Annotated in this window: 27 protein-coding genes; 1 reads left to right on the top strand and 26 read right to left on the bottom strand. The window is 67.5% G+C overall.

Annotated elements, in window-relative coordinates; genetic code table 11:
• The 25 genes from rpmD to rpsL all read right to left on the bottom strand — a co-directional run bounded on the left by rpmD (window position 1) and on the right by rpsL (window position 15,364).
• Window positions 1-183: a 50S ribosomal protein L30 gene (gene rpmD / locus AC069X_RS00260; protein WP_005313525.1), complete on the bottom strand. Its 183-nt coding sequence runs from the start codon at window positions 181-183 to the stop codon at window positions 1-3.
• Window positions 183-785: a 30S ribosomal protein S5 gene (gene rpsE, locus AC069X_RS00255; protein ID WP_007265914.1), complete on the bottom strand. Its 603-nt coding sequence runs from the start codon at window positions 783-785 to the stop codon at window positions 183-185. Before rpsE ends, rpmD begins: the two co-directional genes overlap by 1 nt.
• Before the next feature lie 45 nt (window positions 786-830).
• Window positions 831-1,214 carry a 50S ribosomal protein L18 gene (gene rplR, locus AC069X_RS00250; protein WP_007265913.1) on the bottom strand — a complete coding sequence of 128 codons (384 nt, stop codon included), beginning with the start codon at window positions 1,212-1,214 and terminating at the stop codon, window positions 831-833.
• A 2-nt stretch (window positions 1,215-1,216) separates the two neighbouring features.
• On the bottom strand, window positions 1,217-1,756 hold the full coding sequence (rplF, locus tag AC069X_RS00245) for a 50S ribosomal protein L6 (RefSeq protein ID WP_478723496.1): 540 nt from the start codon (window positions 1,754-1,756) through the stop codon (window positions 1,217-1,219).
• A gap of 20 nt (window positions 1,757-1,776) precedes the next feature.
• Window positions 1,777-2,175: a 30S ribosomal protein S8 gene (gene rpsH, locus AC069X_RS00240; protein WP_007265911.1), complete on the bottom strand. Its 399-nt coding sequence runs from the start codon at window positions 2,173-2,175 to the stop codon at window positions 1,777-1,779.
• A 224-nt stretch (window positions 2,176-2,399) separates the two neighbouring features.
• On the bottom strand, window positions 2,400-2,585 hold the full coding sequence (locus AC069X_RS00235) for a type Z 30S ribosomal protein S14 (protein WP_003956452.1): 186 nt from the start codon (window positions 2,583-2,585) through the stop codon (window positions 2,400-2,402).
• Window positions 2,586-2,590: 5 nt separating this feature from the next.
• Window positions 2,591-3,142, bottom strand: a complete 552-nt coding sequence (gene rplE / locus AC069X_RS00230; protein WP_030298216.1) for a 50S ribosomal protein L5 — start codon at window positions 3,140-3,142, stop codon at window positions 2,591-2,593.
• Window positions 3,142-3,453, bottom strand: coding sequence for a 50S ribosomal protein L24 (rplX, locus tag AC069X_RS00225; RefSeq protein WP_478723494.1), 312 nt, complete (start codon window positions 3,451-3,453; stop codon window positions 3,142-3,144). Before rplX ends, rplE begins: the two co-directional genes overlap by 1 nt.
• A 2-nt stretch (window positions 3,454-3,455) precedes the next feature.
• Window positions 3,456-3,824 carry a 50S ribosomal protein L14 gene (gene rplN, locus AC069X_RS00220; RefSeq protein ID WP_003956455.1) on the bottom strand — a complete coding sequence of 123 codons (369 nt, stop codon included), beginning with the start codon at window positions 3,822-3,824 and terminating at the stop codon, window positions 3,456-3,458.
• A gap of 98 nt (window positions 3,825-3,922) precedes the next feature.
• Window positions 3,923-4,204 carry a 30S ribosomal protein S17 gene (gene rpsQ, locus AC069X_RS00215; protein WP_030008467.1) on the bottom strand — a complete coding sequence of 94 codons (282 nt, stop codon included), beginning with the start codon at window positions 4,202-4,204 and terminating at the stop codon, window positions 3,923-3,925.
• On the bottom strand, window positions 4,204-4,428 hold the full coding sequence (gene rpmC, locus AC069X_RS00210) for a 50S ribosomal protein L29 (protein ID WP_007265907.1): 225 nt from the start codon (window positions 4,426-4,428) through the stop codon (window positions 4,204-4,206). Before rpmC ends, rpsQ begins: the two co-directional genes overlap by 1 nt.
• Window positions 4,428-4,847 (bottom strand): 50S ribosomal protein L16, encoded by a 420-nt coding sequence (gene rplP / locus AC069X_RS00205; protein WP_007265906.1) that lies wholly within the window; start codon window positions 4,845-4,847, stop codon window positions 4,428-4,430. Before rplP ends, rpmC begins: the two co-directional genes overlap by 1 nt.
• Before the next feature lie 5 nt (window positions 4,848-4,852).
• Window positions 4,853-5,692: a 30S ribosomal protein S3 gene (rpsC, locus tag AC069X_RS00200; protein ID WP_007265905.1), complete on the bottom strand. Its 840-nt coding sequence runs from the start codon at window positions 5,690-5,692 to the stop codon at window positions 4,853-4,855.
• Window positions 5,692-6,039, bottom strand: a complete 348-nt coding sequence (rplV, locus tag AC069X_RS00195) for a 50S ribosomal protein L22 (RefSeq protein ID WP_007265904.1) — start codon at window positions 6,037-6,039, stop codon at window positions 5,692-5,694. The genes rpsC and rplV overlap by 1 nt, the downstream gene beginning before the upstream one ends.
• Before the next feature lie 43 nt (window positions 6,040-6,082).
• On the bottom strand, window positions 6,083-6,364 hold the full coding sequence (gene rpsS / locus AC069X_RS00190; protein WP_007265903.1) for a 30S ribosomal protein S19: 282 nt from the start codon (window positions 6,362-6,364) through the stop codon (window positions 6,083-6,085).
• Between the two features lie 12 nt (window positions 6,365-6,376).
• On the bottom strand, window positions 6,377-7,213 hold the full coding sequence (rplB, locus tag AC069X_RS00185; protein WP_007265902.1) for a 50S ribosomal protein L2: 837 nt from the start codon (window positions 7,211-7,213) through the stop codon (window positions 6,377-6,379).
• A gap of 39 nt (window positions 7,214-7,252) precedes the next feature.
• Complete coding sequence (gene rplW / locus AC069X_RS00180) at window positions 7,253-7,576, bottom strand: 50S ribosomal protein L23 (RefSeq protein ID WP_007265901.1); 324 nt, start codon at window positions 7,574-7,576, stop codon at window positions 7,253-7,255.
• Window positions 7,576-8,226, bottom strand: a complete 651-nt coding sequence (rplD, locus tag AC069X_RS00175) for a 50S ribosomal protein L4 (protein ID WP_042812330.1) — start codon at window positions 8,224-8,226, stop codon at window positions 7,576-7,578. The genes rplW and rplD overlap by 1 nt, the downstream gene beginning before the upstream one ends.
• Window positions 8,227-8,230: 4 nt before the next feature.
• Window positions 8,231-8,875, bottom strand: coding sequence for a 50S ribosomal protein L3 (gene rplC, locus AC069X_RS00170; RefSeq protein WP_125594709.1), 645 nt, complete (start codon window positions 8,873-8,875; stop codon window positions 8,231-8,233).
• A gap of 14 nt (window positions 8,876-8,889) precedes the next feature.
• Window positions 8,890-9,198, bottom strand: a complete 309-nt coding sequence (gene rpsJ, locus AC069X_RS00165) for a 30S ribosomal protein S10 (RefSeq protein ID WP_003948644.1) — start codon at window positions 9,196-9,198, stop codon at window positions 8,890-8,892.
• A gap of 456 nt (window positions 9,199-9,654) precedes the next feature.
• Window positions 9,655-10,797: a hypothetical protein gene (locus AC069X_RS00160; protein ID WP_478723491.1), complete on the bottom strand. Its 1,143-nt coding sequence runs from the start codon at window positions 10,795-10,797 to the stop codon at window positions 9,655-9,657.
• A gap of 206 nt (window positions 10,798-11,003) precedes the next feature.
• A complete protein-coding gene (tuf, locus tag AC069X_RS00155; protein ID WP_125603751.1) occupies window positions 11,004-12,197 on the bottom strand; it encodes an elongation factor Tu in 1,194 nt (397 codons plus the stop codon).
• A gap of 150 nt (window positions 12,198-12,347) precedes the next feature.
• Window positions 12,348-14,480: an elongation factor G gene (gene fusA / locus AC069X_RS00150; protein ID WP_478723489.1), complete on the bottom strand. Its 2,133-nt coding sequence runs from the start codon at window positions 14,478-14,480 to the stop codon at window positions 12,348-12,350.
• A gap of 39 nt (window positions 14,481-14,519) precedes the next feature.
• On the bottom strand, window positions 14,520-14,990 hold the full coding sequence (rpsG, locus tag AC069X_RS00145) for a 30S ribosomal protein S7 (protein ID WP_007265894.1): 471 nt from the start codon (window positions 14,988-14,990) through the stop codon (window positions 14,520-14,522).
• Between the two features lie 2 nt (window positions 14,991-14,992).
• Window positions 14,993-15,364, bottom strand: coding sequence for a 30S ribosomal protein S12 (rpsL, locus tag AC069X_RS00140; RefSeq protein ID WP_007265893.1), 372 nt, complete (start codon window positions 15,362-15,364; stop codon window positions 14,993-14,995).
• A 401-nt stretch (window positions 15,365-15,765) separates the two neighbouring features.
• On the opposite strand from rpsL, the gene AC069X_RS00135 reads away from it, so the two are divergent.
• Complete coding sequence (locus AC069X_RS00135) at window positions 15,766-18,246, top strand: YfhO family protein (RefSeq protein WP_478723487.1); 2,481 nt, start codon at window positions 15,766-15,768, stop codon at window positions 18,244-18,246.
• Window positions 18,247-18,374: 128 nt separating this feature from the next.
• On the opposite strand, the gene AC069X_RS00130 is transcribed toward AC069X_RS00135, so the two are convergent.
• Window positions 18,375-22,274: a DNA-directed RNA polymerase subunit beta' gene (locus tag AC069X_RS00130; RefSeq protein WP_478723485.1), complete on the bottom strand. Its 3,900-nt coding sequence runs from the start codon at window positions 22,272-22,274 to the stop codon at window positions 18,375-18,377.
• Window positions 22,275-22,459 lie beyond the last annotated feature (185 nt).

The raw sequence follows: 22,459 nt of genomic DNA, 5'->3' as shown, positions 1-22,459 counted from the left end.
TTAGTCAACCTCCTCAACCGTCACGAGGTGGCGGACGGTGTGCACCATGCCGCGGAACTCGGGGCGGTCCTCCTTGACGACCACGTCGTTCAGGCGCTTGAGCCCGAGCGAACGGAGGGTGTCGCGGTGGTTCTGCTTGCTGCCGATGTACGACTTCGTCTGCGTGATCTTGAGGCGGGCCATCAGACACCCGCCCCAGCGCGCGCACGAAGCAGAGCCGCGGGGGCGACGTCCTCGAGCGGCAGACCACGGCGAGCCGCGATCTCCTCGGGACGCTGCAGGCCCTTCAGGGCCTCCACGGTCGCGTGCACGATGTTGATCGCGTTGTCGGAGCCGAGCGACTTCGACAGGATGTCGTGAACGCCGGCGCACTCCAGAACGGCGCGCACCGGGCCACCGGCGATAACACCGGTACCGGGGGAAGCAGGCTTCAGCAGGACAACGCCGGCCGCCTTCTCGCCCTGGATCGGGTGCGGGATGGTGCCCTGGATGCGGGGAACCTTGAAGAAGTTCTTCTTGGCTTCCTCGACGCCCTTGGCGATGGCCGCGGGAACTTCCTTGGCCTTGCCGTAACCGACACCTACGGTGCCGTCACCGTCACCCACCACGACGAGCGCGGTGAAGCTGAAGCGACGACCACCCTTGACAACCTTGGCGACACGGTTGATCGCGACAACGCGCTCAACGTAAGCGGTCTTCTCGGCGGCAGCGCCACCGTCGCGACCCTTCCGGTCCCGCCGCTCGCCGCCACCGGCACCGCTGCCGCGGCGCTGGGGTCCAGCCATTGGATTACCTCTCTCTGTTACGTCCGTGAGTCCCGGAACCGGGGCTTAGAACTTCAGCCCGGCTTCGCGGGCGGCGTCAGCCAGAGCGGCAATGCGCCCGGCGTATCGGTTGCCACCGCGGTCGAACACGACGGTCTCGACACCCGCGGCCTTGGCACGCTCGGCGACGAGCGCGCCGACGGCCTGGGCCTGGGAGCTCTTGTCGCCCTCGCCACCGCGGATCGAAGCGTCCAGGGTCGACGCCGACGCAAGGGTGTGACCCTTGAGGTCGTCGATGACCTGGGCAACGATGTTGCGGTTGGAACGCGTCACGACGAGGCGCGGACGCTCCGCCGTACCCGAGACGTTCTTGCGGATGCGGATGTGGCGGCGAGCCTTGGCAGCGCGCTTGTACGCGTCGCCCTTGGCGATCTTCACACCGTATGCCATGGCTACTTACCAGCCTTTCCGACCTTGCGGCGGATGACCTCGCCGGCGTACTTGACACCCTTGGCCTTGTACGGGTCGGGCTTCCGCAGCTTGCGGATGTTGGCGGCGACCTCGCCGACCTTCTGCTTGTCGATGCCCTCGACCGAGAACTTGGTCGGGGACTCGACCTTGAACGAGATGCCGTCGGGCGCCGTGACCAGGATCGGGTGGCTGTAGCCGAGCTGGAACTCCAGGTCGGAGCCCTTCGCGGCCACGCGGTAACCGACACCGCTGATCTCGAGAGCCTTGACGTACCCCTGGGTCACGCCGGTGATCATGTTCGCCACCAGCGTGCGGGACAGGCCGTGCAGGGCCTTGTTCTGACGCTCGTCGTTCGGACGGGTGACGTTCAGAACGCCGTCCTCACCCTTGACGATCTCGATCGGCGCGGCGACGGTGTGCGTGAGCAGACCCTTGGGGCCCTTCACCGCAACCGTGCGGCCATCGATGGTGACGTCCACACCGGCGGGAACCTGGATGGGGAGCTTGCCGATTCGCGACATTGCTTTTCCTCCGTTCCCGACTACCAGACGTAGGCGAGGACTTCCCCACCTACGCCCTTCTTGCCTGCCTGCTGGCCGGTCAGGAGACCGTGCGACGTGGAGATGATCGCCACGCCCAGGCCACCGAGGACCTTCGGCAGGTTGGTGGACTTCGCGTACACGCGCAGACCGGGCTTCGAGATCCGCTTGATGCCCGCGATGGAGCGCTCACGGTTCGGCCCGAACTTCAGCTCGAGGACGAGGTTCTTGCCGACCTCGGCGTCCTCGACCTTCCAGCCGGTGATGAAACCCTCCTGCTTGAGGATCTCCGCGATGTGCGACTTGATCTTGCTGTGCGGCATCACGACGGTGTCGTGGTACGCCGAGTTAGCGTTACGCAGACGCGTGAGCATGTCTGCGATCGGGTCAGTCATGGTCATGAAGTGGCCTTCGGCCTCTCTCGCCGGGGTTTCCTGTATGCGCCATCCCTCTCCCCGCTCAGAGGCGGGACGGGTGCGGTGCGGGGACCTACGGCGTAGTAAGTCGTTATGGGCGGCGGACGCCCAACCACACAAGCCTAAGGCATGCGCGGCCGGGCATCCGCCGACCAGATGCTTACCGAGAGTCTCTGGTACTTCCCCAAGTCCTTACGGACGGGAGGGAATTACCAGGAGCTCTTGGTCACGCCCGGCAGCTCGCCACGGTGAGCCATCTCACGAAGGCAGACGCGGCACAGGCCGAACTTGCGGTACACGGAGTGGGGACGACCGCAGCGCTGGCAGCGGGTGTACGCACGCACACCGAACTTGGGCTTGCGGGCAGCCTTCGCGATGAGAGCCTTCTTCGCCATCTCGCTTACGCCTCCTTGAAGGGGAAGCCGAGGTGACGAAGGAGGGCGCGGCCCTCGTCGTCGTTGGTCGCCGTGGTGACCACGGTGATGTCCATACCCCGGGTACGGTCGATCTTGTCCTGGTCGATCTCGTGGAACATGACCTGCTCCGTGAGACCGAAGGTGTAGTTGCCACGGCCGTCGAACTGCTTCGGCGACAGACCGCGGAAGTCACGGATACGCGGCAGCGCGAGCGACAGCGTACGGTCCAGGAACTCCCACATGCGGTCACCACGGAGGGTGACGTGGCAGCCGATCGGCTGACCCTCGCGCAGCTTGAACTGCGCGATGGACTTGCGGGCCTTCGTGACGGCCGGCTTCTGACCGGTGATCGTCGTCAGGTCGCGGATGGCACCGTCGATCAGCTTCGAGTCACGGGCGGCGTCGCCGACACCCATGTTCACGACGATCTTGACGAGACCGGGGATCTGCATGACGTTCTCGTAGGAGAACTCCTCACGCAGCTTGCCCGCGATGTCCTCGCGGTACTTCGTCTTCAGACGCGGAGTGGTAGCCATCAGATGTCCTCACCCGTGCGCTTGGCAACGCGGATCTTGTTGCCCTCGTCGTCGAAGCGGTAACCGACGCGGGTGACGACCTTCTTGCCGTCCTTCTCCACAACCAGCTGAACGTTGCTGACGTGGACCGGGGCCTCGGTGATCACGATGCCGCCGGCCTGGTTCTGGCCAGCCTTGGTGTGCTTCTTGACCCGGTTGACACCCTCGACGAGGACGCGGTCGTCGGCGGGGAAGGCCGCGATGACCTTGCCCTGCTTGCCCTTGTCCTTACCGGTGATGACCTGGACCAGGTCGCCCTTCTTGATCTTCATGCTTACAGCACCTCCGGCGCGAGCGAGATGATCTTCATGAACTTCTTCTCGCGCAGCTCACGGCCCACGGGGCCGAAGATACGGGTGCCGCGAGGGTCGCCGTCGTTCTTCAGAATGACGGCGGCGTTCTCGTCGAAGCGGATGTACGAGCCGTCCTGGCGGCGGCGCTCCTTGACGGTGCGAACGATGACCGCCTTGACGACGTCACCCTTCTTCACGTTGCCACCGGGGATCGCATCCTTGACGGTGGCGACGATGACGTCACCGATGCCCGCGTAGCGGCGACCGGAGCCACCGAGAACACGGATGCAAAGGATCTCCTTGGCACCAGTGTTGTCGGCGACACGCAGTCGCGACTCCTGCTGGATCACGTCTATCTCCTGTTTGTCTGCCGGTTCCCGGCCGGGGCTTCAGAGAAGCCCCGGCCGAGCCTGGCGGAACGAACCTGAAGGGTTACCCCTTCAAGTAATTACTTGGCCTTCTCGAGGATCTCGACGATGCGCCAGCGCTTGCTCGCCGACAGCGGACGCGTCTCCATGATGAGGACGCGGTCGCCGACGCCGGCAGCGTTCTGCTCGTCGTGCGCCTTGAGCTTGTTGGTACGGCGGATGACCTTGCCGTACAGCGCGTGCTTCACGCGGTCCTCGACGGCGACGACGACGGTCTTGTCCATCTTGTCGCTGACGACCAGGCCCTCACGGGTCTTGCGGAAACCGCGCTCGGTCTTCTCAGTCACGTTGTTCTCGCTCATCAGGCGTTCTCCACCGTCTCGATACCGAGCTCACGCTCGTGCATCAGGGTGTAGATGCGAGCGATGTCCTTACGGACGGACTTGAGCCGGCCGTTGTTCTCCAGCTGGCCGGTGGCCGCCTGGAAACGGAGCTTGAACAGCTCCTCCTTGGCCTCGCGCAGCTTGGCAACGAGCTCCTCGTTGCCGAGCTCGCGGAGCTCGGACGCCTTGGTTCCCGTCGCCATCACGACTCACCTGCCTCGCGCTTGACGATGCGGCACTTCATCGGCAGCTTGTGGGCCGCACGAGTGAGAGCCTCACGCGCAATCTTTTCGTTCGGGTAGGACAGCTCGAACATGACCCGGCCCGGGTGCACGTTCGCGATCCACCACTCGGGGGAACCCTTACCGGAACCCATGCGGGTCTCGGCAGGCTTCTTCGTCAGCGGACGGTCCGGGTAGATGTTGATCCAGACCTTGCCGCCACGCTTGATGTGGCGGGTCATCGCGATACGAGCCGCCTCGATCTGGCGGTTCGTCACGTAGGCGGGGGTGAGCGCCTGGATGCCGTACTCGCCGAACGAGACCTCAGTACCGCCCTTGGCCATACCGCTGCGCTTCGGGTGGTGCTGCTTGCGGTGCTTGACCCTACGAGGGATCAGCATGTCGGTCAGGCCTCCGTTCCGGTGCTCTCGGCCGGAGCGGCGGCGGGAGCGTCGGCCTTGGGGGCCTCGGCACCAGCAGCCTGCTGCGGCTTGCGGCCACCACGGCCGCCGCGCTCGCCACCACGGCCACCACGGCCGGCGGGACGGTCGCCAGCGCCGGCGCCACGGGCCGGGCGGTTACCCGCACGGGCCGCAGCGTTCTCGGCGCGAACCTCGGCGATGTTCTTGACGTCGCCCTTGTAGATCCAGACCTTCACACCGATACGGCCGAAGGTGGTCTTGGCCTCGAAGAAGCCGTAGTCCACGTTCGCGCGCAGCGTGTGCAGCGGCACACGACCCTCGCGGTAGAACTCGGAGCGGGACATCTCGGCGCCGCCGAGACGACCGCCACACTGGATCTTGATGCCCTTGGCGCCGGCCTTCATGGTGCCCTGCATGCTCTTGCGCATGGCACGACGGAAGGAGACGCGGGAGGAGAGCTGCTCGGCAACGGCCTGGGCGACGAGCTGAGCGTCGAGCTCGGGGTTCTTGACCTCGAGGATGTTCAGCTGGACCTGCTTGCCCGTGAGCTTCTCGAGGTCACCGCGGATGCGGTCGGCCTCGGCGCCACGGCGGCCGATGACGATGCCGGGACGGGCGGTGTGGATGTCCACACGCACGCGGTCACGGGTGCGCTCGATCTCAACCTTCGAGATGCCGGCGCGCTCCATGCCGGACGTCATCATCCGACGGATGGCGACGTCTTCCTTGACGTAGTCCTTGTACAGCTTGTCGGCGTACCAACGCGACTTGAAGTCGGTGGTGATGCCGAGTCGGAACCCGTGCGGGTTTACCTTCTGGCCCATTACCGGGAACCTTCCTTGCTGCTGACGACCACGGTGATGTGGCTGGTCCGCTTGCGGATCCGGTAGGCACGGCCCTGGGCACGCGGACGGAACCGCTTCAGGGTCGGGCCCTCGTCCACGTACGCCTCGCTGATGACCAGCGTGGAGGCGTCCGGGTGGTTGTAGTTGTGCGCGGCGTTGGCAATGGCGCTGTCCAGCACCTTGCCGACCGGCACGCTCGCGGCCTGCGGGGCGAAACGCAGGACCGCCTGAGCCTCCGTGGCATCCATGCCACGGATGAGGTCCACCACGCGGCGGGCCTTCATGGGCGTGACGCGGATGTACCGCGCCTGGGCCCTGGCTTCCATGGTTGTCCCTTCGGTGTTAGTCATAGTCGTAACCACCCCGCGATTAGCGGCGCTTCGACTTCCGGTCGTCCTTGACGTGGCCGCGGAAGGTGCGAGTCGGCGAGAACTCGCCGAGCTTGTGGCCGACCATCGACTCGGTGACGAACACCGGGACGTGGGTCTTGCCGTTGTGCACCGCGATCGTGTGACCCAGCATGCTGGGGATGATCATCGAGCGACGGGACCAGGTCTTGATGACGTTCTTGGTGCCGGCTTCGTTCTGGGCGTCCACCTTCTTTACGAGGTGGTCGTCGACGAAGGGCCCCTTCTTGAGACTGCGCGGCATCTAAACCCGCTCCTAGCGCTTCTTGTTCGTCTTGCGGCGGCGGACGATGTACTTGCTCGAAGCCTTCTTCGGCGAGCGAGTACGACCCTCCTTCTGACCCCACGGGGAGACCGGGTGGCGACCACCGCTGGTCTTGCCCTCACCACCACCGTGCGGGTGGTCAACCGGGTTCATCGCGACACCGCGGACGGTCGGGCGGACGCCCTTCCAGCGCATGCGGCCGGCCTTGCCCCAGTTGATGTTCGACTGCTCGGCGTTGCCGACCTCGCCGACCGTGGCGCGGCAGCGCGCGTCGACGAGACGGATCTCACCGGACGGCATGCGGAGGTGGGCCATCACGCCCTCCTTCGCGAGCAGCTGCACGGAGGCACCAGCCGAACGCGCGAACTTGGCGCCGCCACCGGGGCGGAGCTCGATCGCGTGGATCGTGGTACCGACCGGGATGTTGCGGAGCGCGAGGTTGTTGCCCGGCTTGATGTCGGCCGTGGGGCCGTTCTCAATCCGGTCACCCTGCTGCAGACCGCGCGGCGCGATGATGTAGCGCTTCTCGCCGTCGGCGTAGTGCAGCAGCGCGATGCGCGCGGTGCGGTTGGGGTCGTACTCGATGTGCGCGACCTTGGCCGGCACGCCGTCCTTGTCGTGACGACGGAAGTCGATCACGCGGTAGGCGCGCTTGTGGCCACCGCCCTGGTGGCGAACGGTCACACGACCGGTGTTGTTACGGCCGCCCTTGCTGTGCAGGGGGCGGACCAGCGACTTCTCCGGCGTGGACCGCGTGATCTCGACAAAGTCGGCGACGCTGGAGCCACGACGGCCCGGGGTCGTCGGCTTGTACTTGCGGATACCCATTTCTCAGTCCTCGTCCGATTCCGGACGACTAGACCTCCGTTAGGAGGCCTGGCCGCCGAAGATGTCGATACGGTTGCCCTCGGCAAGGGTCACGATGGCGCGCTTGGTGTTGGCGCGCTTGCCGAAACCGGTCTTGGTGCGCTTGCGCTTACCCTGACGGTTGATCGTGTTGACCCCGGTGACCTTGACCGAGAAGACCGCCTCGACGGCCTGCTTGATCTGGGTCTTGTTGGCGCCGGGCGCGACGATGAACGTGTACTTGTTCTCGTCCAGCAGCGCGTAGCTCTTCTCCGAGACGACCGGCTTGATCAGCAGGTCGCGCGGGTCGGTGAAGGTCTTGCTGGTAACGGTCGCCTCAGACATCAGGCCTCGTTCCCTTCGGTCTCATCGGCCTTGGGGCCAGACACGAAGGACTCGAGCGCGGCCTGGGTGAAGACCACGTCGTCAGAGACGATCACGTCGTACGTGTTCAGCTGGCCCGGCTCCAGGATGTGAACCTGGGGCAGGTTGCGGGCGGACAGCCACGCCAGCTCGTCAGAGCGCTCGGCGACCAGGAGCAGGTTCTTGCGCTCCGAGATCTTGCCGAACAGCGTCTTGGCGGCCTTCGTGGAGGCGGCACCCTCGACCACGCCGGTGACGACGTGGATGCGGGAGTGACGCGCACGGTCCGAGAGGGCACCGCGGAGGGCGGCGGCCTTCATCTTCTTGGGGGTCCGCTGCGAGTAGTCACGCGGCACGGGGCCGTGGACGACGCCACCGCCGGCGAACTGCGGAGCGCGGGTCGAACCCTGACGCGCGCGGCCGGTGCCCTTCTGGCGGTAAGGCTTCTTGCCACCACCACGGACTTCGCCACGGGTCTTGGTCTTGTGCGTGCCCTGACGGGCAGCTGCCAGCTGGGCGACGACGACCTGGTGGATCAGCGGAACGCTGGTCTTCGCGTCGAAGATCTCCGCGGGGAGCTCGACGGTACCGGCCTTGTCGCCTGCCGGCGAAAGGATGTCAATGGTGCTCATTACCTCAAGCCCCCTTGGCCGCGGTACGGACCAGGACGAGGCCGCCGTTCGGACCGGGGACCGCGCCCTTGATGAGGAGCAGACCCTTCTCCGCGTCAACCGCGTGGATGGTCAGGTTCTGGGTGGTGACGCGCTCGTTACCCATGCGACCGGCCATGCGCATGCCCTTGAAGACACGCCCAGGGGTGGCGCAGCCACCGATCGAACCGGGGGAGCGGTGCTTGCGCTGCACACCGTGACCGGCGCCGAGGCCCCGGAAGTTGTGCCGCTTCATGACACCGGCGAAGCCCTTGCCCTTGCTGTTGCCCGTGACGTCAACCTTGACGCCGGACTCGAAGATCTCAGCGGTGATCTCCTGGCCGAGCGTGTACTCGCTGGCGTCGGAGGTGCGGAGCTCCACCAGGTGGCGGCGGGGGGTCACGTCGGCCTTGGCGAAGTGGCCCTTGAGGGGCTTGTTCACCTTGCGCGGGTCGATCTCGCCGAAGGCGATCTGGACCGACTCGTAGCCGTCGGTGTCGTTAGTACGGACCTGGGTCACGACGCAGGGGCCGGCCTTGACGACGGTCACCGGGACGACACGGTTGTTCTCGTCCCAGACCTGGGTCATGCCGAGCTTCTCGCCCAGGACGCCCTTGATCTGCTTTGCCATCTTCTCGACGCCTCTCAGAGCTTGATCTCGATGTCAACGCCGGCCGGAAGGTCCAGGCGCATCAGCGAGTCAACGGTCTTGGGCGTCGGGTCGAGGATGTCGATCAGGCGCTTGTGCGTGCGCATCTCGAAGTGCTCGCGCGAGTCCTTGTACTTGTGCGGCGACTTGATGACGCAGTACACGTTCTTCTCAGTGGGCAGCGGCACCGGGCCCGCGACCGACGCACCAGTGCGGGTCACCGTCTCGACGATCTTCTTCGCCGAGGAGTCGATGACCTCGTGGTCGTAGGCCTTGAGCCGGATGCGGATCTTCTGTCCCGCCATGGCTACTCCGTAGTCCTGTCTCTGTGTGGAAACGCTCTGGCTCCCGGTGGGCCGCAGGAGGAGCTCCCGCAGCCTTTCTCCGACCCACGCGGTCGGGCGTGTCGCACTCCCTCCACAGAAAATTCCCATACGGAAATTCCCTCATCCAAGGGGGTGCGGTCCCTGGACCGCGCATCGGGGGAAAGACACCCGCCGAGTGCCTGGTGGGAACCGTGCTGTCACTTCCCAGAAGATTCCCGTACGTCCGTCCTCATTGCTGCCCCGAGAGGCAGATTAAGGACGACGAGTACTGTGGGACTCGCTTCCGGTCCTCCCGGCGGGAGGCGCGCAGCATCGGTACTCAACCGAGCAACTTGAGTAGTCTGCCATACGAGACACGTACCTGGCCAATCGGGCCGAAGAGAATACCCCGCCGCGCGGACACGTCAAACCGCGCCACACGGCGGGGACCCCAGGTCAGGACCTCGCCAGGTTCCTGCACCCCTCGCCGTGAATGTCCCCGCTGCGGTCGTACGGATCCGAGGCCGGCCCGGAGGGCTGTGTTCCGCCCGGCGCGTCCTGCGGGAAGTCCGGGTGCAGGAAACCCCGGTCCGTCTCGCACCGCACGTTCGACCACTCCGCCTTGTACGTGTGCAGCTGGAGCCGGCCCTCGGTGGCCCGCCAGCGCGACGGGTCGAGCACGGAGAAGGTGATCTGCCGGCGCACGATCGTCCGCTGCACGCTCCCGTCCCCCCTCGTCATCGGGTGCACGAAGGTGTAGTCGGTGACCACCAGCACCTCCCCGGGCTCCCCCGCCTCCGCGCGCATGCTGCCGCGCACCTTGACCACGGAGCCGGCCGGGCGGACCTCCGCGGGGTCGAAGCGGGTGAACAGGACGACGGGGTCGTCCTCGCCGCCGGGCCGCGCCAGGGAGCGCTCCACGCGCTGCGGGACCTCCGGCTGCCGGGGGTCCAGGAGCGCCAGCGCCGGCTCCGGGCGCTCGCCCCGCAGGGTGGCCGGCTCGAGATTGGCCGTGACCAGGAACCGCTTCGCCTTCGCGAGCGCGTCCGCCACCGCAGCCTCGGACATCCAGCCGACGGCCTTCGCGGCCGGGACCTCGATACCGGCGGCGCCCTCGGCCCACTGGAGGGCCGGCGAGCCGCGGAAGGGCTCCTTCAGGGTCGGGCGGTCCGGGTGGACGGCCTCCGGCGGGCCGGTCGGACGTACGGACTCGCCCGGAAGGGGCGGGGCCTCAGCGGCTGCCCGACGGGCTTCGGCCGTCCCGGTCAGCCGGTCGATCAGCAACTCGGGCCGTACGACGACCAGCGCCAGGGCCGCGACGCCCACGATCGCCGCGGTCGCCTTCAGGCCCCGCCGGCGCCGCCGCCGGGCCTCCACGTCCTGCCAGGCCGGTCCCGTCCGCCACCCCGGAGGCTCACCCGGCGCGGGCCCGCCACGACGCCCGAACGGGCCGCGCCGCCCGGCGGCCCTGGCCCGCTCCTCCTCCTCGCGCCGCAGCCGCTCGGTGACCATCCGCGCCCGCGCGGAGGGCTCCTTGGGCGCGTCCCCGCCCCCGTCCATGAGCTGCTCGCTGAACCGGGCCCACTCCTCGTCGGACATCCCCGGCCCCTCGGCGTCCTGCCGCCCCATGCTTCCCCACCCCGAACGTCCGTGTGCGATCCGTGCCGGAGCCTCTCACGGCCCCCCGCCCATCATTACCCGGGGGTACGACAAAGGGCCCCTCCCCCACCGCCGGAGCGGTGGGAAAGGGGCCCTCGCCTTGAACAAGGTGCCCGCTGGTGCGGACTACCAGGTCAGAACACGAATTACTTCGTGATCTTGGTGACCTGGCCGGCGCCGACGGTGCGACCACCCTCACGGATGGCGAACTTCAGGCCCTCCTCCATGGCGACCGGCTGGATCAGCTGGACGGACATGTCGGTGTTGTCGCCCGGCATGACCATCTCGGTGCCCTCGGGGAGGGTCACGACGCCGGTCACGTCCGTGGTACGGAAGTAGAACTGCGGGCGGTAGTTGTTGAAGAACGGGGTGTGACGGCCACCCTCGTCCTTCGACAGGATGTACGCGGCGGCCTCGAACTCGGTGTGCGGCGTGACCGAACCGGGCTTGATGATGACCTGGCCGCGCTCGACGTCCTCGCGCTTGATGCCACGGAGGAGCAGACCGACGTTCTCACCGGCCTGGCCCTCGTCGAGCAGCTTGCGGAACATCTCGATGCCGGTGACCGTGGTGGTGGTCTTCTCGGTCTTGATGCCGATGATGTCGACGGTCTCGTTGACCTTCAGGACACCACGCTCGATACGACCGGTGACGACGGTGCCACGACCGGTGATCGTGAAGACGTCCTCGACGGGCATGAGGAACGGCTTGTCGGTGTCACGCGGCGGGGTCGGGATCGACTCGTCGACGGCCTTCATGAGGCCGAGGAGCTTCTCGCCCCACTCCTTGTCGCCCTCGAGCGCCTTCAGCGCGGAGACCTGGACGACCGGGAGGTCGTCGCCCGGGAAGTCGTACTCGGAGAGGAGCTCACGGACCTCGAGCTCGACGAGCTCCAGGATCTCCTCGTCGTCCACCATGTCGGCCTTGTTCAGGGCGACGACGATGTACGGAACGCCGACCTGGCGGGCCAGGAGCACGTGCTCCTTGGTCTGCGGCATCGGGCCGTCGGTGGCGGCGACCACGAGGATCGCGCCGTCCATCTGCGCGGCACCGGTGATCATGTTCTTGATGTAGTCCGCGTGACCCGGGCAGTCGACGTGGGCGTAGTGACGCGCCTCGGTCTGGTACTCGACGTGCGCGATGGAGATGGTGATACCGCGCTGGCGCTCCTCAGGAGCCTTGTCGATCTGGTCGAAGGCCGAGGCCTCGTTCAGGTCCGGGTACGCGTCGTGCAGCACCTTGGTAATGGCGGCCGTGAGGGTCGTCTTACCGTGGTCAATGTGACCGATGGTGCCGATGTTGACGTGCGGCTTAGTCCGCTCGAACTTCGCCTTCGCCACGGGGGTCCTCCTGGAGAGTGGTTCTGTACGCCTTACAGATCGGCGCCAGGTGATCTTTGCTGGAAAGCCGGGTTCCCCGGGGCAACGGGAGGGTTGCTCCTGTTGCCCCAGAGGCTCCGGTGACAAGCCTAAAGCGTGTACTCGGAAGAGTTACTCGCCCTTGGCCTTCGCGATGATCTCCTCGGCGACGTTCCGGGGAACCTCGGCGTAGGAGTCGAACTGCATCGAGTAGCTGGCGCGACCCGAGGTCTTGCTGCGGAGGTCTCCGACGTAGCCGAACATCTCCGAAAGCGGCACGAGGCCCTTGACGATCTTGGCTCCGTGACGGTCCTCCATGGCCTGGATCTGGCCACGGCGGGAGTTGATGTCACCGATGACGTCGCCCATCGACTCCTCCGGCGTGGTGACCTCGACGGCCATCATCGGCTCGAGGAGCACGGGAGAAGCCTTGCGCGCGGCCTCCTTGAAGGCCTGCGAACCGGCGATCTTGAAGGCGAGCTCGGAGGAGTCGACCTCGTGGTAGCCACCGTCGAGAAGCGTGACGCGAACGCCCGTCATCTCGTAGCCGGCGAGGATGCCGAACTGCATGGCTTCCTGCGCACCGGCGTCGACCGAAGGGATGTACTCCTTCGGCACGCGGCCACCGGTGACCTTGTTGACGAACTCGTACGCCGGACCATCGGCGTCCGTGATCGGCTCGATCGCGATCTGCACCTTGGCGAACTGACCGGTACCACCGGTCTGCTTCTTGTGGGTGTAGTCGTGACGCTCGACGGCCTTGCGGATCGTCTCGCGGTAGGCCACCTGCGGCTTGCCGACGTTGGCCTCGACCTTGAACTCGCGCTTCATACGGTCGACCAGCACCTCGAGGTGCAGCTCGCCCATACCGCCGAGGATGGTCTGGCCCGTCTCCTCGTCCGAGTGAACGTGGAAGGAGGGGTCCTCCTCCGCGAGACGCTGGATGGCGACACCCAGCTTCTCCTGGTCACCCTTGGACTTGGGCTCGATCGCGACCTGGATGACCGGCGCCGGGAAGTCCATGGACTCCAGGATCACCGGGGCCTTCTCGTCGGAGAGGGTCTCACCCGTGGTGGTCTGCTTCAGGCCCATGACGGCGACGATGTCGCCGGCGCCCACCGAGTCGATCTCCTCACGCTTGTTCGCGTGCATGCGGTAGATCTTGCCGATGCGCTCCTTCTTGCCCTTGACGGAGTTCAGCACCGCGGTGCCGGCCTCCAGGCGGCCCGAGTAAACCCGGACGAAGGTGAGCTTACCGAGGTGCGGGTCGCTCATGATCTTGAACGCGAGCGCGGCGAGGGGCTCCTCGTCGGACGGCTTGCGCTTCACGACGACCTCGGCGTCACGGACGTCGTGGCCCTCGATGGCCTCGATGTCCAGCGGCGACGGGAGGTAGCGCACGACGGCGTCGAGCAGGGGCTGGACGCCCTTGTTCTTGAACGCCGTACCGCAGAACACCGCGGTGATCGTGGCCTCGCCCTTGCCCTTGCCGGAGCCGAGGATGATGCGACGCACGGCGGCGTGCAGCTGCTCCTCGGAGGGCTCTTCGCCCTCGAGGAAGAGCTCCATCATCTCTTCGTCGTTCTCGGCGACCTGCTCGACGAGCTTGCCGCGCCATTCCTCGGCCAGCTCGGTGTGCGTGGCCGGGATGTCGACGACGTCGTACATCTCGCCCTTGGTGGCCTCGGCGGACCACACGAGAGCCTTCATGCGGACGAGGTCGACGACACCCTGGAAGTCGGCCTCGGCACCGATCGGGAGCTGCATGACGATCGGAACCGCACCGAGGCGGTCCTTGATCATGTCGACGCAGCGCATGAACTCGGCGCCCGTACGGTCGAGCTTGTTGACGAAGCAGATGCGCGGGACGCCGTAGCGGTCCGCCTGACGCCAAACGGTCTCGGACTGCGGCTCCACACCGGCGACACCGTCGAACACGGTGACGGCACCGTCGAGGACGCGGAGCGAACGCTCCACCTCGACGGTGAAGTCAACGTGACCCGGGGTGTCGATGATGTTGATGGTGTGGTCGACGTCCTCGAGCGGCCAGTGGCAGGTCGTCGCGGCGGACGTGATCGTGATGCCGCGCTCCTGCTCCTGCTCCATCCAGTCCATCGTGGCAGCGCCGTCGTGGACCTCACCGATCTTGTACGACACACCGGTGTAGAACAGGATGCGCTCGGTGGTGGTCGTCTTGCCCGCGTCGATGTGGGCCATGATGCCGATGTTGCGCACCTTGGCCAGGTCAAGCGAAGTGGTAGCCATATCGGCTCAGTCTTCTCTCGGTCTCGATGTGGGTTGGGACTACCAGCGGTAGTGCGCGAAGGCCTTGTTGGACTCGGCCATCTTGTGCGTGTCCTCACGCTTCTTGACGGCCGCACCGAGGCCGTTCGAGGCGTCGAGAAGCTCGTTCATGAGGCGCTCGGTCATGGTCTTCTCGCGACGGGCGCGGGAGTAACCCACGAGCCAGCGGAGGGCCAGGGTCGACTGGCGACCCGGCTTGACCTCGACGGGGACCTGGTAGGTCGCGCCACCGACACGGCGGGACTTGACCTCGAGGGACGGCTTGACGTTCTCCAGCGCGCGCTTCAGCGTGATGACCGGGTCGTTGCCGGTCTTCTCGCGGAGGCCTTCCATGGCGCCGTAGACGATGCGCTCGGCGGTGGAGCGCTTGCCGTTCAGGAGGATCTTGTTGATGAGCGAGGTCACCAGAGGAGATGCGTAGACCGGGTCGATGATGACCGGGCGCTTCGGGGCGGGGCCCTTACGAGGCATTCTTACTTCTCCTTCTTGGCGCCGTAGCGGCTGCGGGCCTGCTTGCGGTTCTTGACAGCCTGGGTGTCAAGCGCACCGCGGATGATCTTGTAACGAACACCCGGCAGGTCCTTCACACGGCCACCACGCACGAGCACGATCGAGTGCTCCTGCAGGTTGTGTCCCTCACCCGGAATGTAAGCGGTGACCTCGATGCCGGAGGTCAGACGCACACGCGCGACCTTACGGAGCGCCGAGTTCGGCTTCTTCGGGGTGGTCGTGAACACACGCGTGCAGACGCCGCGACGCTGGGGCGAGGCCTCGAGCGCGGGAGTCTTTGTCTTCTCGACCTTGTCCTGCCGGCCCTTACGGACCAGCTGCTGGATCGTAGGCACTACTTCTCCGGTTTCTGTGTGCCGTGTAGTGAAGCTAACCTGGAACTTTGCCGACCCACGCGGTCGGGTGTGTCGGACCCGGCGGACCCCTCCGCAGGTGCGGAAGGACGCATGGATCGCGGTGGCCGTCGGGTCTCGCGTGCGGTTGATGGACACGCACGGGAGCCCAGGCACACCCCAGGCACAAGGTCTGAGCGTACCCACCGCATCCACTCCGGTCAAAACATAAGCCGCGCCGCCGCCCCCGCGACGACCGCACAGCTCAGGCGCCACACGGGCGGGCGCCACCGGACCGGGGTGGCCGCGCGGAACCCGCACCGCCGTGGTAGGGAGGGCGAACTACACTGCCCAGCGAATCCCAGCGAGTCAGTCCAAAACGTACGAGCGCCAGGAGCAGGACATTGGGGACGGTCACATCGGAGCCGACGACGGCGGAATCCCCGCCCCCCGCCGGCGGCCGCTCCCCCTGGTCACGGCGGCGCGCCGCGCTCCCCCGGCTGTACGCGCCCCTGCTGGCCTTCCTCGTCACCTCGGGCGCCTTCTGCGCGGCCTGGGCGGCGCGGGGCACCTTCCCCTTCGGCGACACCGGCCGGGCCATCAACGACCAGGCCAACCAGTACGTGCCCTTCCACCGCGCCCTGTGGGACCTGGTCCACGGCCAGGCCGCCGGCGACCTGCTGTTCACCTGGCGGGGAGGCTTCGGACAACAGTTCCTGTCCGACTACTACACCTACCTCGGCAACCCCTTCTCCTGGCTCGCCGTCCTGGTGCCCCGCGAGCACGTCGACCTCGCCGTCTTCGTGATCACCCCGGTGACGATGGGCACGGCCGCCGCCGTGATGGCCGTCTACCTCGGCAAGCTGCACCCCGGCCCGTGGTGGCAGCGCGGGGTGCTCGGAGCCACGTACGGCCTGTGCGGCTGGGCACTGAGCGACGCCTCGTACATCCCGATGTGGCTGTGGGGCCTGGTGGCGCTCCCCCTCCTCGGCATCGCCGTGGAGTGGTGCCTGGAGGGCCGCCGCTGGCCGGGGGTGGCGCTGCTGGTCGCCCTCGCCTGGTTCGGCAACTTCTACACGGCCATGATGGCCACGATGGCCGCCTGCGTCCTGCTGGCCGTCCGTCTGATCACCCTGGACCTGACGGGCGCGCAGCGCCTGCGCGCCCTCTGGCGCGCGGCCACCGCGGCGGCGACCGGCATCCTCCTCACCCTCCCCCTCCTCCTGCCCTCGTTCCTGTCCAGCGGGGCGGCGCAGCCCACCAAGGCCGGTGCCTTCGACCCCGTCCGGATCGAGATCTTCCTGGCGGGCATGCTCCCCGCCACCCACCTGTGGGGCGGCCGGCCGCGCCTGTACGTGGCCTCCCTGGGCCTGATCCTCGCGGGCTCCTTCCTCCTCAACACCCGGATCGCGGCCCGTACCCGCCTGACGTGGGGGGCGGCCACCCTCCTCGTGCTCGTCTCCTTCCAGTTCCCGCCGACGCAGTACGTGTGGCACGGCCTGGCGGTGCCGAACGGCAACCCGTACCGGGAGGCGTTCGTCTTCAGCGGGATGGTCGTCGTCGTGGCCTGGCTCGCCCTGGCCCACCGCCCCCGCCCCCTGCACCTGGCGTCGGCGGCGGGGCTGCTGGTCCTGGCCACGTTCGTGCTCCGCCACACGAACGACTTCGGCGGCTGGACCTGGCCGGCCGTCCTCGGGGGCGGCGCGGCCTCCCTGCTGGCCCTCACCCTCCTGGCCCTGGGCGAACGGCGCCGCGCCCTCGTACCGGTCGCGGCCGTCCTCATGGTCGGCGTGGTCTTCGCCGAGTCGACGGTCGCGGCGGCCAACGCGGACGCCCGCCGCTCCCGCGAACGCTGGGCCCACCCGGCGGCGACCTCGAACCGCTCGATCACCGAGCACTTCGAGGCGGTCCGTCAGGTGGACGGCTGGCCCGCCTACCGGACGGACTCGGGCGCGCCGCAGACCTCGTACAACGACGCCCTCGCGCTCCGGGCGGAGGGCCCGCAGTACTACAGCAGCTACCTCCCCGAAGCCACGTACCAGGCCCTCGAACCCCTCGGCTACGGCTTCAAGAACGACGGCCGGACCTTCTTCGGCGCCGACAACCCGGTGCTCGACGCGATCTTCTCGATCGGCGCCCGGGTCCGCCCGGGCACCACCCCCGGCACCTGGACGGCCACCCGACAGCCGGCGCCTCCCCTGGTCACCCTCCGCACCACCCCTTACACCTCCCCCAACCCGGCCGGCTCGGTCTACGCCCACCAGGAGAACGTCCTGGGCGCCACGGTCTACGAGGTCCCCCGGACCACCCGGACGGGCACCGCCACCACCCAGACGTACGCGGCCCAGTGCACCCCGGGCTCGGAGGCCTACTGGTACTCCCCCTCCCTGTACGGCACCCTGCGCGGCGGCGACGCCACCCGGGCCCTGGAGGACCGCATGACGGGCGTCGTCCCCCTGGGGCCGGTCCCCGCCTCGGGCCGCCTGGAGGTCACGGTGGAGACCCGCACGGAGAACGCCGACGCCGGCGCCCACCCGGTCGGCTGCCTGAACCGCTCGGCCCTGACCGCGGCGGTCGGCCGGCTCACCACCACGGGCGCCACCTCGGTCGAGGTCGGCGGCCACACCCTGGAGGCCACCCTCCCCCCGAACGCCACCGGCACCGCGGTCCTCGCCGTCACGAACGTCCCCGGCTGGCAGTGCTCGGCCCCGATCCGCGACCACCACGGCCTGCTCGCCCTCCCGGTCACCCCGGGTACCCGCCACCTGTCCTGCACCTTCACCCCGAAGGGCCTCACCCCGGGCCTGACGGCGGCCGCCCTGGCCCTCCTCACCCTGGCCTCGGTCACCACGGCCGGCTACGCCAGGCGCCGCCGCGGCGCCTGACGGAGGGCAGGGCCGGCGGCCCCGGGCCGCCGGCCTCCCGCGCCCCCGCGGGCCCCGCGGGCCCCGGACACGACGAAGCCCCCTACCGCTCCTCTCGGAGCGGTAGGGGGCTTCGCGCTGAGGCGCTATCAGCCGTTGTACGGGCCGTAGTCGTAGTCCTCCAGCGGGACGGCCTGGCCGGAGCCGGTGCCGAAGGGCGAGTAGTCGATGTCGTCGTAGCCGACGGCCGAGTACATCGCGGCCTTCGCCTCCTCGGTCGGCTCGACCCGGATGTTGCGGTAGCGGGACAGGCCCGTACCGGCCGGGATGAGCTTACCGATGATGACGTTTTCCTTGAGGCCGATGAGGCTGTCGGACTTGGCGTTGATCGCCGCGTCCGTCAGGACTCGGGTCGTCTCCTGGAAGGAGGCGGCCGACAGCCAGGATTCCGTCGCCAGCGAGGCCTTGGTGATACCCATCAGCTGCGGACGGCCGGAGGCGGGGTGACCGCCCTCGGTGACCACACGACGGTTCTCGGTCTCGAACTTCGAGCGCTCGACGAGCTCGCCCGGCAGGAGCTCCGCGTCGCCGGACTCGATGATCGTCACGCGGCGCAGCATCTGCCGGATGATGATCTCGATGTGCTTGTCGTGGATCGACACGCCCTGCGAGTTGTAGACCTTCTGGACTTCGCCGACCAGGTGGACCTGGACGGCACGCTGGCCGAGGATGCGCAGCACGTCGTGCGGGTTGGTGGCACCCATGGTGAGCTTCTGGCCCACCTCGACGTGGTCGCCCTCGTGCACGATGACCTTGGCGCGCTTGGAGATCGGGAACGCCGTCTCCTCGCTGCCGTCGTCGGGCGTGATGACGATCTTCTTCGTCTTCTCGGTCTCCTCGATCCGCACGCGGCCGGCGGCCTCGGAGATCGGGGCGACACCCTTCGGGGTACGGGCCTCGAAGAGCTCGACGACACGCGGCAGACCCTGCGTGATGTCGTCACCGGCCACACCACCGGTGTGGAAGGTACGCATCGTCAGCTGGGTACCGGGCTCACCGATGGACTGGGCGGCGATGATGCCGACCGCCTCGCCGATGTCGACGAGCTTGCCGGTGGCCAGCGAGCGGCCGTAGCAGAAGGCACAGGTGCCGACCGCGGACTCGCAGGTCAGGACCGAGCGGGTCTTGACCTCCTCGACGCCGTTCGCGATGAGGGCGTCGATGAGCACGTCGCCGAGGTCCACGTTCGCCGGCGCGATGACCTTGCCGTCGATGACGACGTCCTCGGCCAGCATGCGGGCGTACACGGAGGTCTCGACGTCGTCCGCCTTGCGGAGGACACCCGTCTCGTCCTTGACACCGATCTTGAGCTTGAGGCCGCGCTCGGTGCCGCAGTCCTCCTCGCGGATGATGACGTCCTGCGAGACGTCCACCAGACGACGGGTGAGGTAACCCGAGTCGGCGGTACGCAGGGCGGTGTCCGCCAGACCCTTACGGGCACCGTGCGTGGAGATGAAGTACTCCAGAACGGTGAGGCCCTCACGGAAGGACGCCTTGATCGGACGCGGGATGGTCTCGTTCTTCGCGTTCGACACCAGACCACGCATACCGGCGATCTGTCGCATCTGCATCATGTTTCCTCGGGCACCCGAGTCAACCATCATGAAGATGGGGTTCGTCTTGGGGAAGTTCGCGTTCATCGCCTCGGCGACCTCGTTGGTCGCCTTGGTCCAGATCGCGATGAGCTCCTGCGTGCGCTCGTCCTTGGTGATCAGACCGCGCTCGTACTGCTTCTGGACCTTCTCGTCCTGCGCCTCGTAGCCCGCGACGATGGCCTTCTTGGCCTCGGGCACGACGACGTCGGAGATGGCCACGGTGACGCCCGAACGGGTCGCCCAGTGGAAGCCGGCCGCCTTCAGGTTGTCGAGCGTCGCCGCCACGATGACCTTGGGGTAGCGCTCCGCCAGGTCGTTGACGATCTCGGAGAGCTGCTTCTTGCCCACCGAGTAGTCGACGAACGGGTAGTCCTCGGGCAGCAGCTCGTTGAAGAGCGCACGGCCCAGGGTCGTCTTCAGACGGAAGCTGTCGCCCGGCTGGAACTCCTGCTCGCCCTCCTCGGCGACCGGCGGCACCCAGCCGCGCGGCGGGATGGTGCCCACCGGGAAGCGGATGTCGACGGACGACTGCAGCGCGAGCTCGCCGGCGTCGAACGCCATGATCGCCTCGGCGGTCGAGCCGAACGCGCGGCCCTCGCCCTTGACGTCACGGAGCTCACCGTCGGTGGTCAGGAAGAACAGACCCAGGACCATGTCCTGCGTCGGCATCGTGACCGGACGGCCGTCGGCCGGCTTGAGGATGTTGTTCGAGGACAGCATCAGGATGCGGGCCTCGGCCTGCGCCTCCGCGGAGAGCGGCAGGTGGACGGCCATCTGGTCACCGTCGAAGTCCGCGTTGAACGCGGTGCAGACGAGCGGGTGGATCTGGATGGCCTTGCCTTCGACCAGCTGGGGCTCGAAGGCCTGGATGCCGAGACGGTGCAGCGTGGGCGCACGGTTCAGCAGCACCGGGTGCTCGGCGATGACCTCTTCGAGCACGTCGTACACGACCGTGCGGCCGCGCTCGACCATGCGCTTCGCGCTCTTGATGTTCTGCGCGTGGTTCAGGTCGACCAGGCGCTTCATCACGAACGGCTTGAAGAGCTCCAGCGCCATGGCCTTGGGCAGACCACACTGGTGCAGCTTCAGCTGCGGACCGACGACGATCACGGAACGCGCGGAGTAGTCCACGCGCTTGCCGAGCAGGTTCTGACGGAATCGACCCTGCTTGCCCTTCAGCATGTCGCTGAGGGACTTCAGCGGACGGTTGCCGGGGCCCGTCACCGGGCGACCACGACGGCCGTTGTCGAAGAGGGCGTCGACCGCCTCCTGGAGCATGCGCTTCTCGTTGTTCACGATGATCTCGGGGGCACCGAGGTCGAGAAGGCGCTTCAGGCGGTTGTTGCGGTTGATGACGCGGCGGTACAGGTCGTTCAGGTCGGAGGTCGCGAAGCGGCCACCGTCCAGCTGCACCATCGGACGCAGGTCCGGCGGGATGACCGGGACGCAGTCCAGGACCATGCCCTTGGGGCTGTTGCTGGTCTGCAGGAACGCGGAGACGACCTTGAGGCGCTTGAGCGCACGGGTCTTCTTCTGGCCCTTGCCGGTACGGATGATCTCGCGGAGGCGCTCGGCCTCCTCCTCCAGGTCGAAGGACTCCAGGCGCTTCTGCAGCGCCGCGGCACCCATCGAGCCGTCGAAGTACGTGCCGAAGCGGTCACGCAGCTCGCGGTAGAGCAGCTCGTCGCCCTCGAGGTCCTGGACCTTGAGGTTCTTGAAGCGGTTCCACACCTCGTCGAGGCGGTCGATCTCGCGCTGGGCGCGGTCACGGAGCTGCTTCATCTCGCGCTCGGCGCCCTCGCGCACCTTGCGGCGCACGTCGGCCTTGGCGCCCTCGGCCTCGAGCTCGCCCAGGTCGCTCTCGAGCTTCTTGGCACGGCCTTCGAGGTCCGCGTCACGGCGGTTCTCGATCTGCTGGCGCTCGACGGAGACGTGGGCCTCCAGCGACGGCAGGTCGCGCTGACGACGCTCGTCGTCGACGAACGTGATCATGTACGCGGCGAAGTAGATGACCTTCTCGAGGTCCTTCGGCGCGAGGTCCAGCAGGTAGCCCAGGCGCGACGGGACGCCCTTGAAGTACCAGATGTGGGTGACGGGAGCGGCGAGCTCGATGTGGCCCATCCGCTCACGGCGCACCTTGGCGCGCGTGACCTCGACGCCACAGCGCTCACAGATGATGCCCTTGAAGCGGACACGCTTGTACTTGCCGCAGTAGCACTCCCAGTCCCGGGTGGGACCGAAGATCTTCTCGCAGAAGAGTCCGTCCTTCTCGGGCTTGAGGGTGCGGTAGTTGATGGTCTCCGGCTTCTTGACCTCGCCGTGCGACCAGGTTCGGATGTCGTCCGCGGTGGCAAGGCCGATCCGCAGCTCGTCGAAGAAGTTGACGTCGAGCACTGTGCGTCAATCCCTCTTTCGGGGTCGAGTCTCAATCATGGTCTGAACGGTCCCGGGGGCGGGGGGGGGGGGGGGGGGGGGCCCCCCCCCCCCCCCCCCCCCCCCCCCCCCCCCCCCCCCCCCCTCCCTTTCCCCAACTCTCCCTTTTCCCTCTGTTGTCTTTTCCCTCTTCACCCTTGTTTCCC

It is taken from the genome of Streptomyces sp. NPDC043896 (assembly GCF_056435605.1).
The sequence above is the reverse complement of the archived record's forward strand: the minus strand, read 5'-3'. Positions and strand labels throughout refer to the sequence as shown.

Coding starts and splice junctions, on each gene's coding strand:
- rpmD (WP_005313525.1), bottom strand. CDS start 183: ATGGCCCGCCTCAAGATCACGCAGACGAAGTCGTACATCGGCAGCAAG.
- rpsE (WP_007265914.1), bottom strand. CDS start 785: ATGGCTGGACCCCAGCGCCGCGGCAGCGGTGCCGGTGGCGGCGAGCGG.
- rplR (WP_007265913.1), bottom strand. CDS start 1,214: ATGGCATACGGTGTGAAGATCGCCAAGGGCGACGCGTACAAGCGCGCT.
- rplF (WP_478723496.1), bottom strand. CDS start 1,756: ATGTCGCGAATCGGCAAGCTCCCCATCCAGGTTCCCGCCGGTGTGGAC.
- rpsH (WP_007265911.1), bottom strand. CDS start 2,175: ATGACCATGACTGACCCGATCGCAGACATGCTCACGCGTCTGCGTAAC.
- AC069X_RS00235 (WP_003956452.1), bottom strand. CDS start 2,585: ATGGCGAAGAAGGCTCTCATCGCGAAGGCTGCCCGCAAGCCCAAGTTC.
- rplE (WP_030298216.1), bottom strand. CDS start 3,142: ATGGCTACCACTCCGCGTCTGAAGACGAAGTACCGCGAGGACATCGCG.
- rplX (WP_478723494.1), bottom strand. CDS start 3,453: ATGAAGATCAAGAAGGGCGACCTGGTCCAGGTCATCACCGGTAAGGAC.
- rpsQ (WP_030008467.1), bottom strand. CDS start 4,204: ATGAGCGAGAACAACGTGACTGAGAAGACCGAGCGCGGTTTCCGCAAG.
- rpmC (WP_007265907.1), bottom strand. CDS start 4,428: ATGGCGACGGGAACCAAGGCGTCCGAGCTCCGCGAGCTCGGCAACGAG.
- rplP (WP_007265906.1), bottom strand. CDS start 4,847: ATGCTGATCCCTCGTAGGGTCAAGCACCGCAAGCAGCACCACCCGAAG.
- rpsC (WP_007265905.1), bottom strand. CDS start 5,692: ATGGGCCAGAAGGTAAACCCGCACGGGTTCCGACTCGGCATCACCACC.
- rplV (WP_007265904.1), bottom strand. CDS start 6,039: ATGGAAGCCAGGGCCCAGGCGCGGTACATCCGCGTCACGCCCATGAAG.
- rpsS (WP_007265903.1), bottom strand. CDS start 6,364: ATGCCGCGCAGTCTCAAGAAGGGGCCCTTCGTCGACGACCACCTCGTA.
- rplB (WP_007265902.1), bottom strand. CDS start 7,213: ATGGGTATCCGCAAGTACAAGCCGACGACCCCGGGCCGTCGTGGCTCC.
- rplW (WP_007265901.1), bottom strand. CDS start 7,576: ATGTCTGAGGCGACCGTTACCAGCAAGACCTTCACCGACCCGCGCGAC.
- rplD (WP_042812330.1), bottom strand. CDS start 8,226: ATGAGCACCATTGACATCCTTTCGCCGGCAGGCGACAAGGCCGGTACC.
- rplC (WP_125594709.1), bottom strand. CDS start 8,875: ATGGCAAAGCAGATCAAGGGCGTCCTGGGCGAGAAGCTCGGCATGACC.
- rpsJ (WP_003948644.1), bottom strand. CDS start 9,198: ATGGCGGGACAGAAGATCCGCATCCGGCTCAAGGCCTACGACCACGAG.
- AC069X_RS00160 (WP_478723491.1), bottom strand. CDS start 10,797: ATGTCCGACGAGGAGTGGGCCCGGTTCAGCGAGCAGCTCATGGACGGG.
- fusA (WP_478723489.1), bottom strand. CDS start 14,480: ATGGCTACCACTTCGCTTGACCTGGCCAAGGTGCGCAACATCGGCATC.
- rpsG (WP_007265894.1), bottom strand. CDS start 14,990: ATGCCTCGTAAGGGCCCCGCCCCGAAGCGCCCGGTCATCATCGACCCG.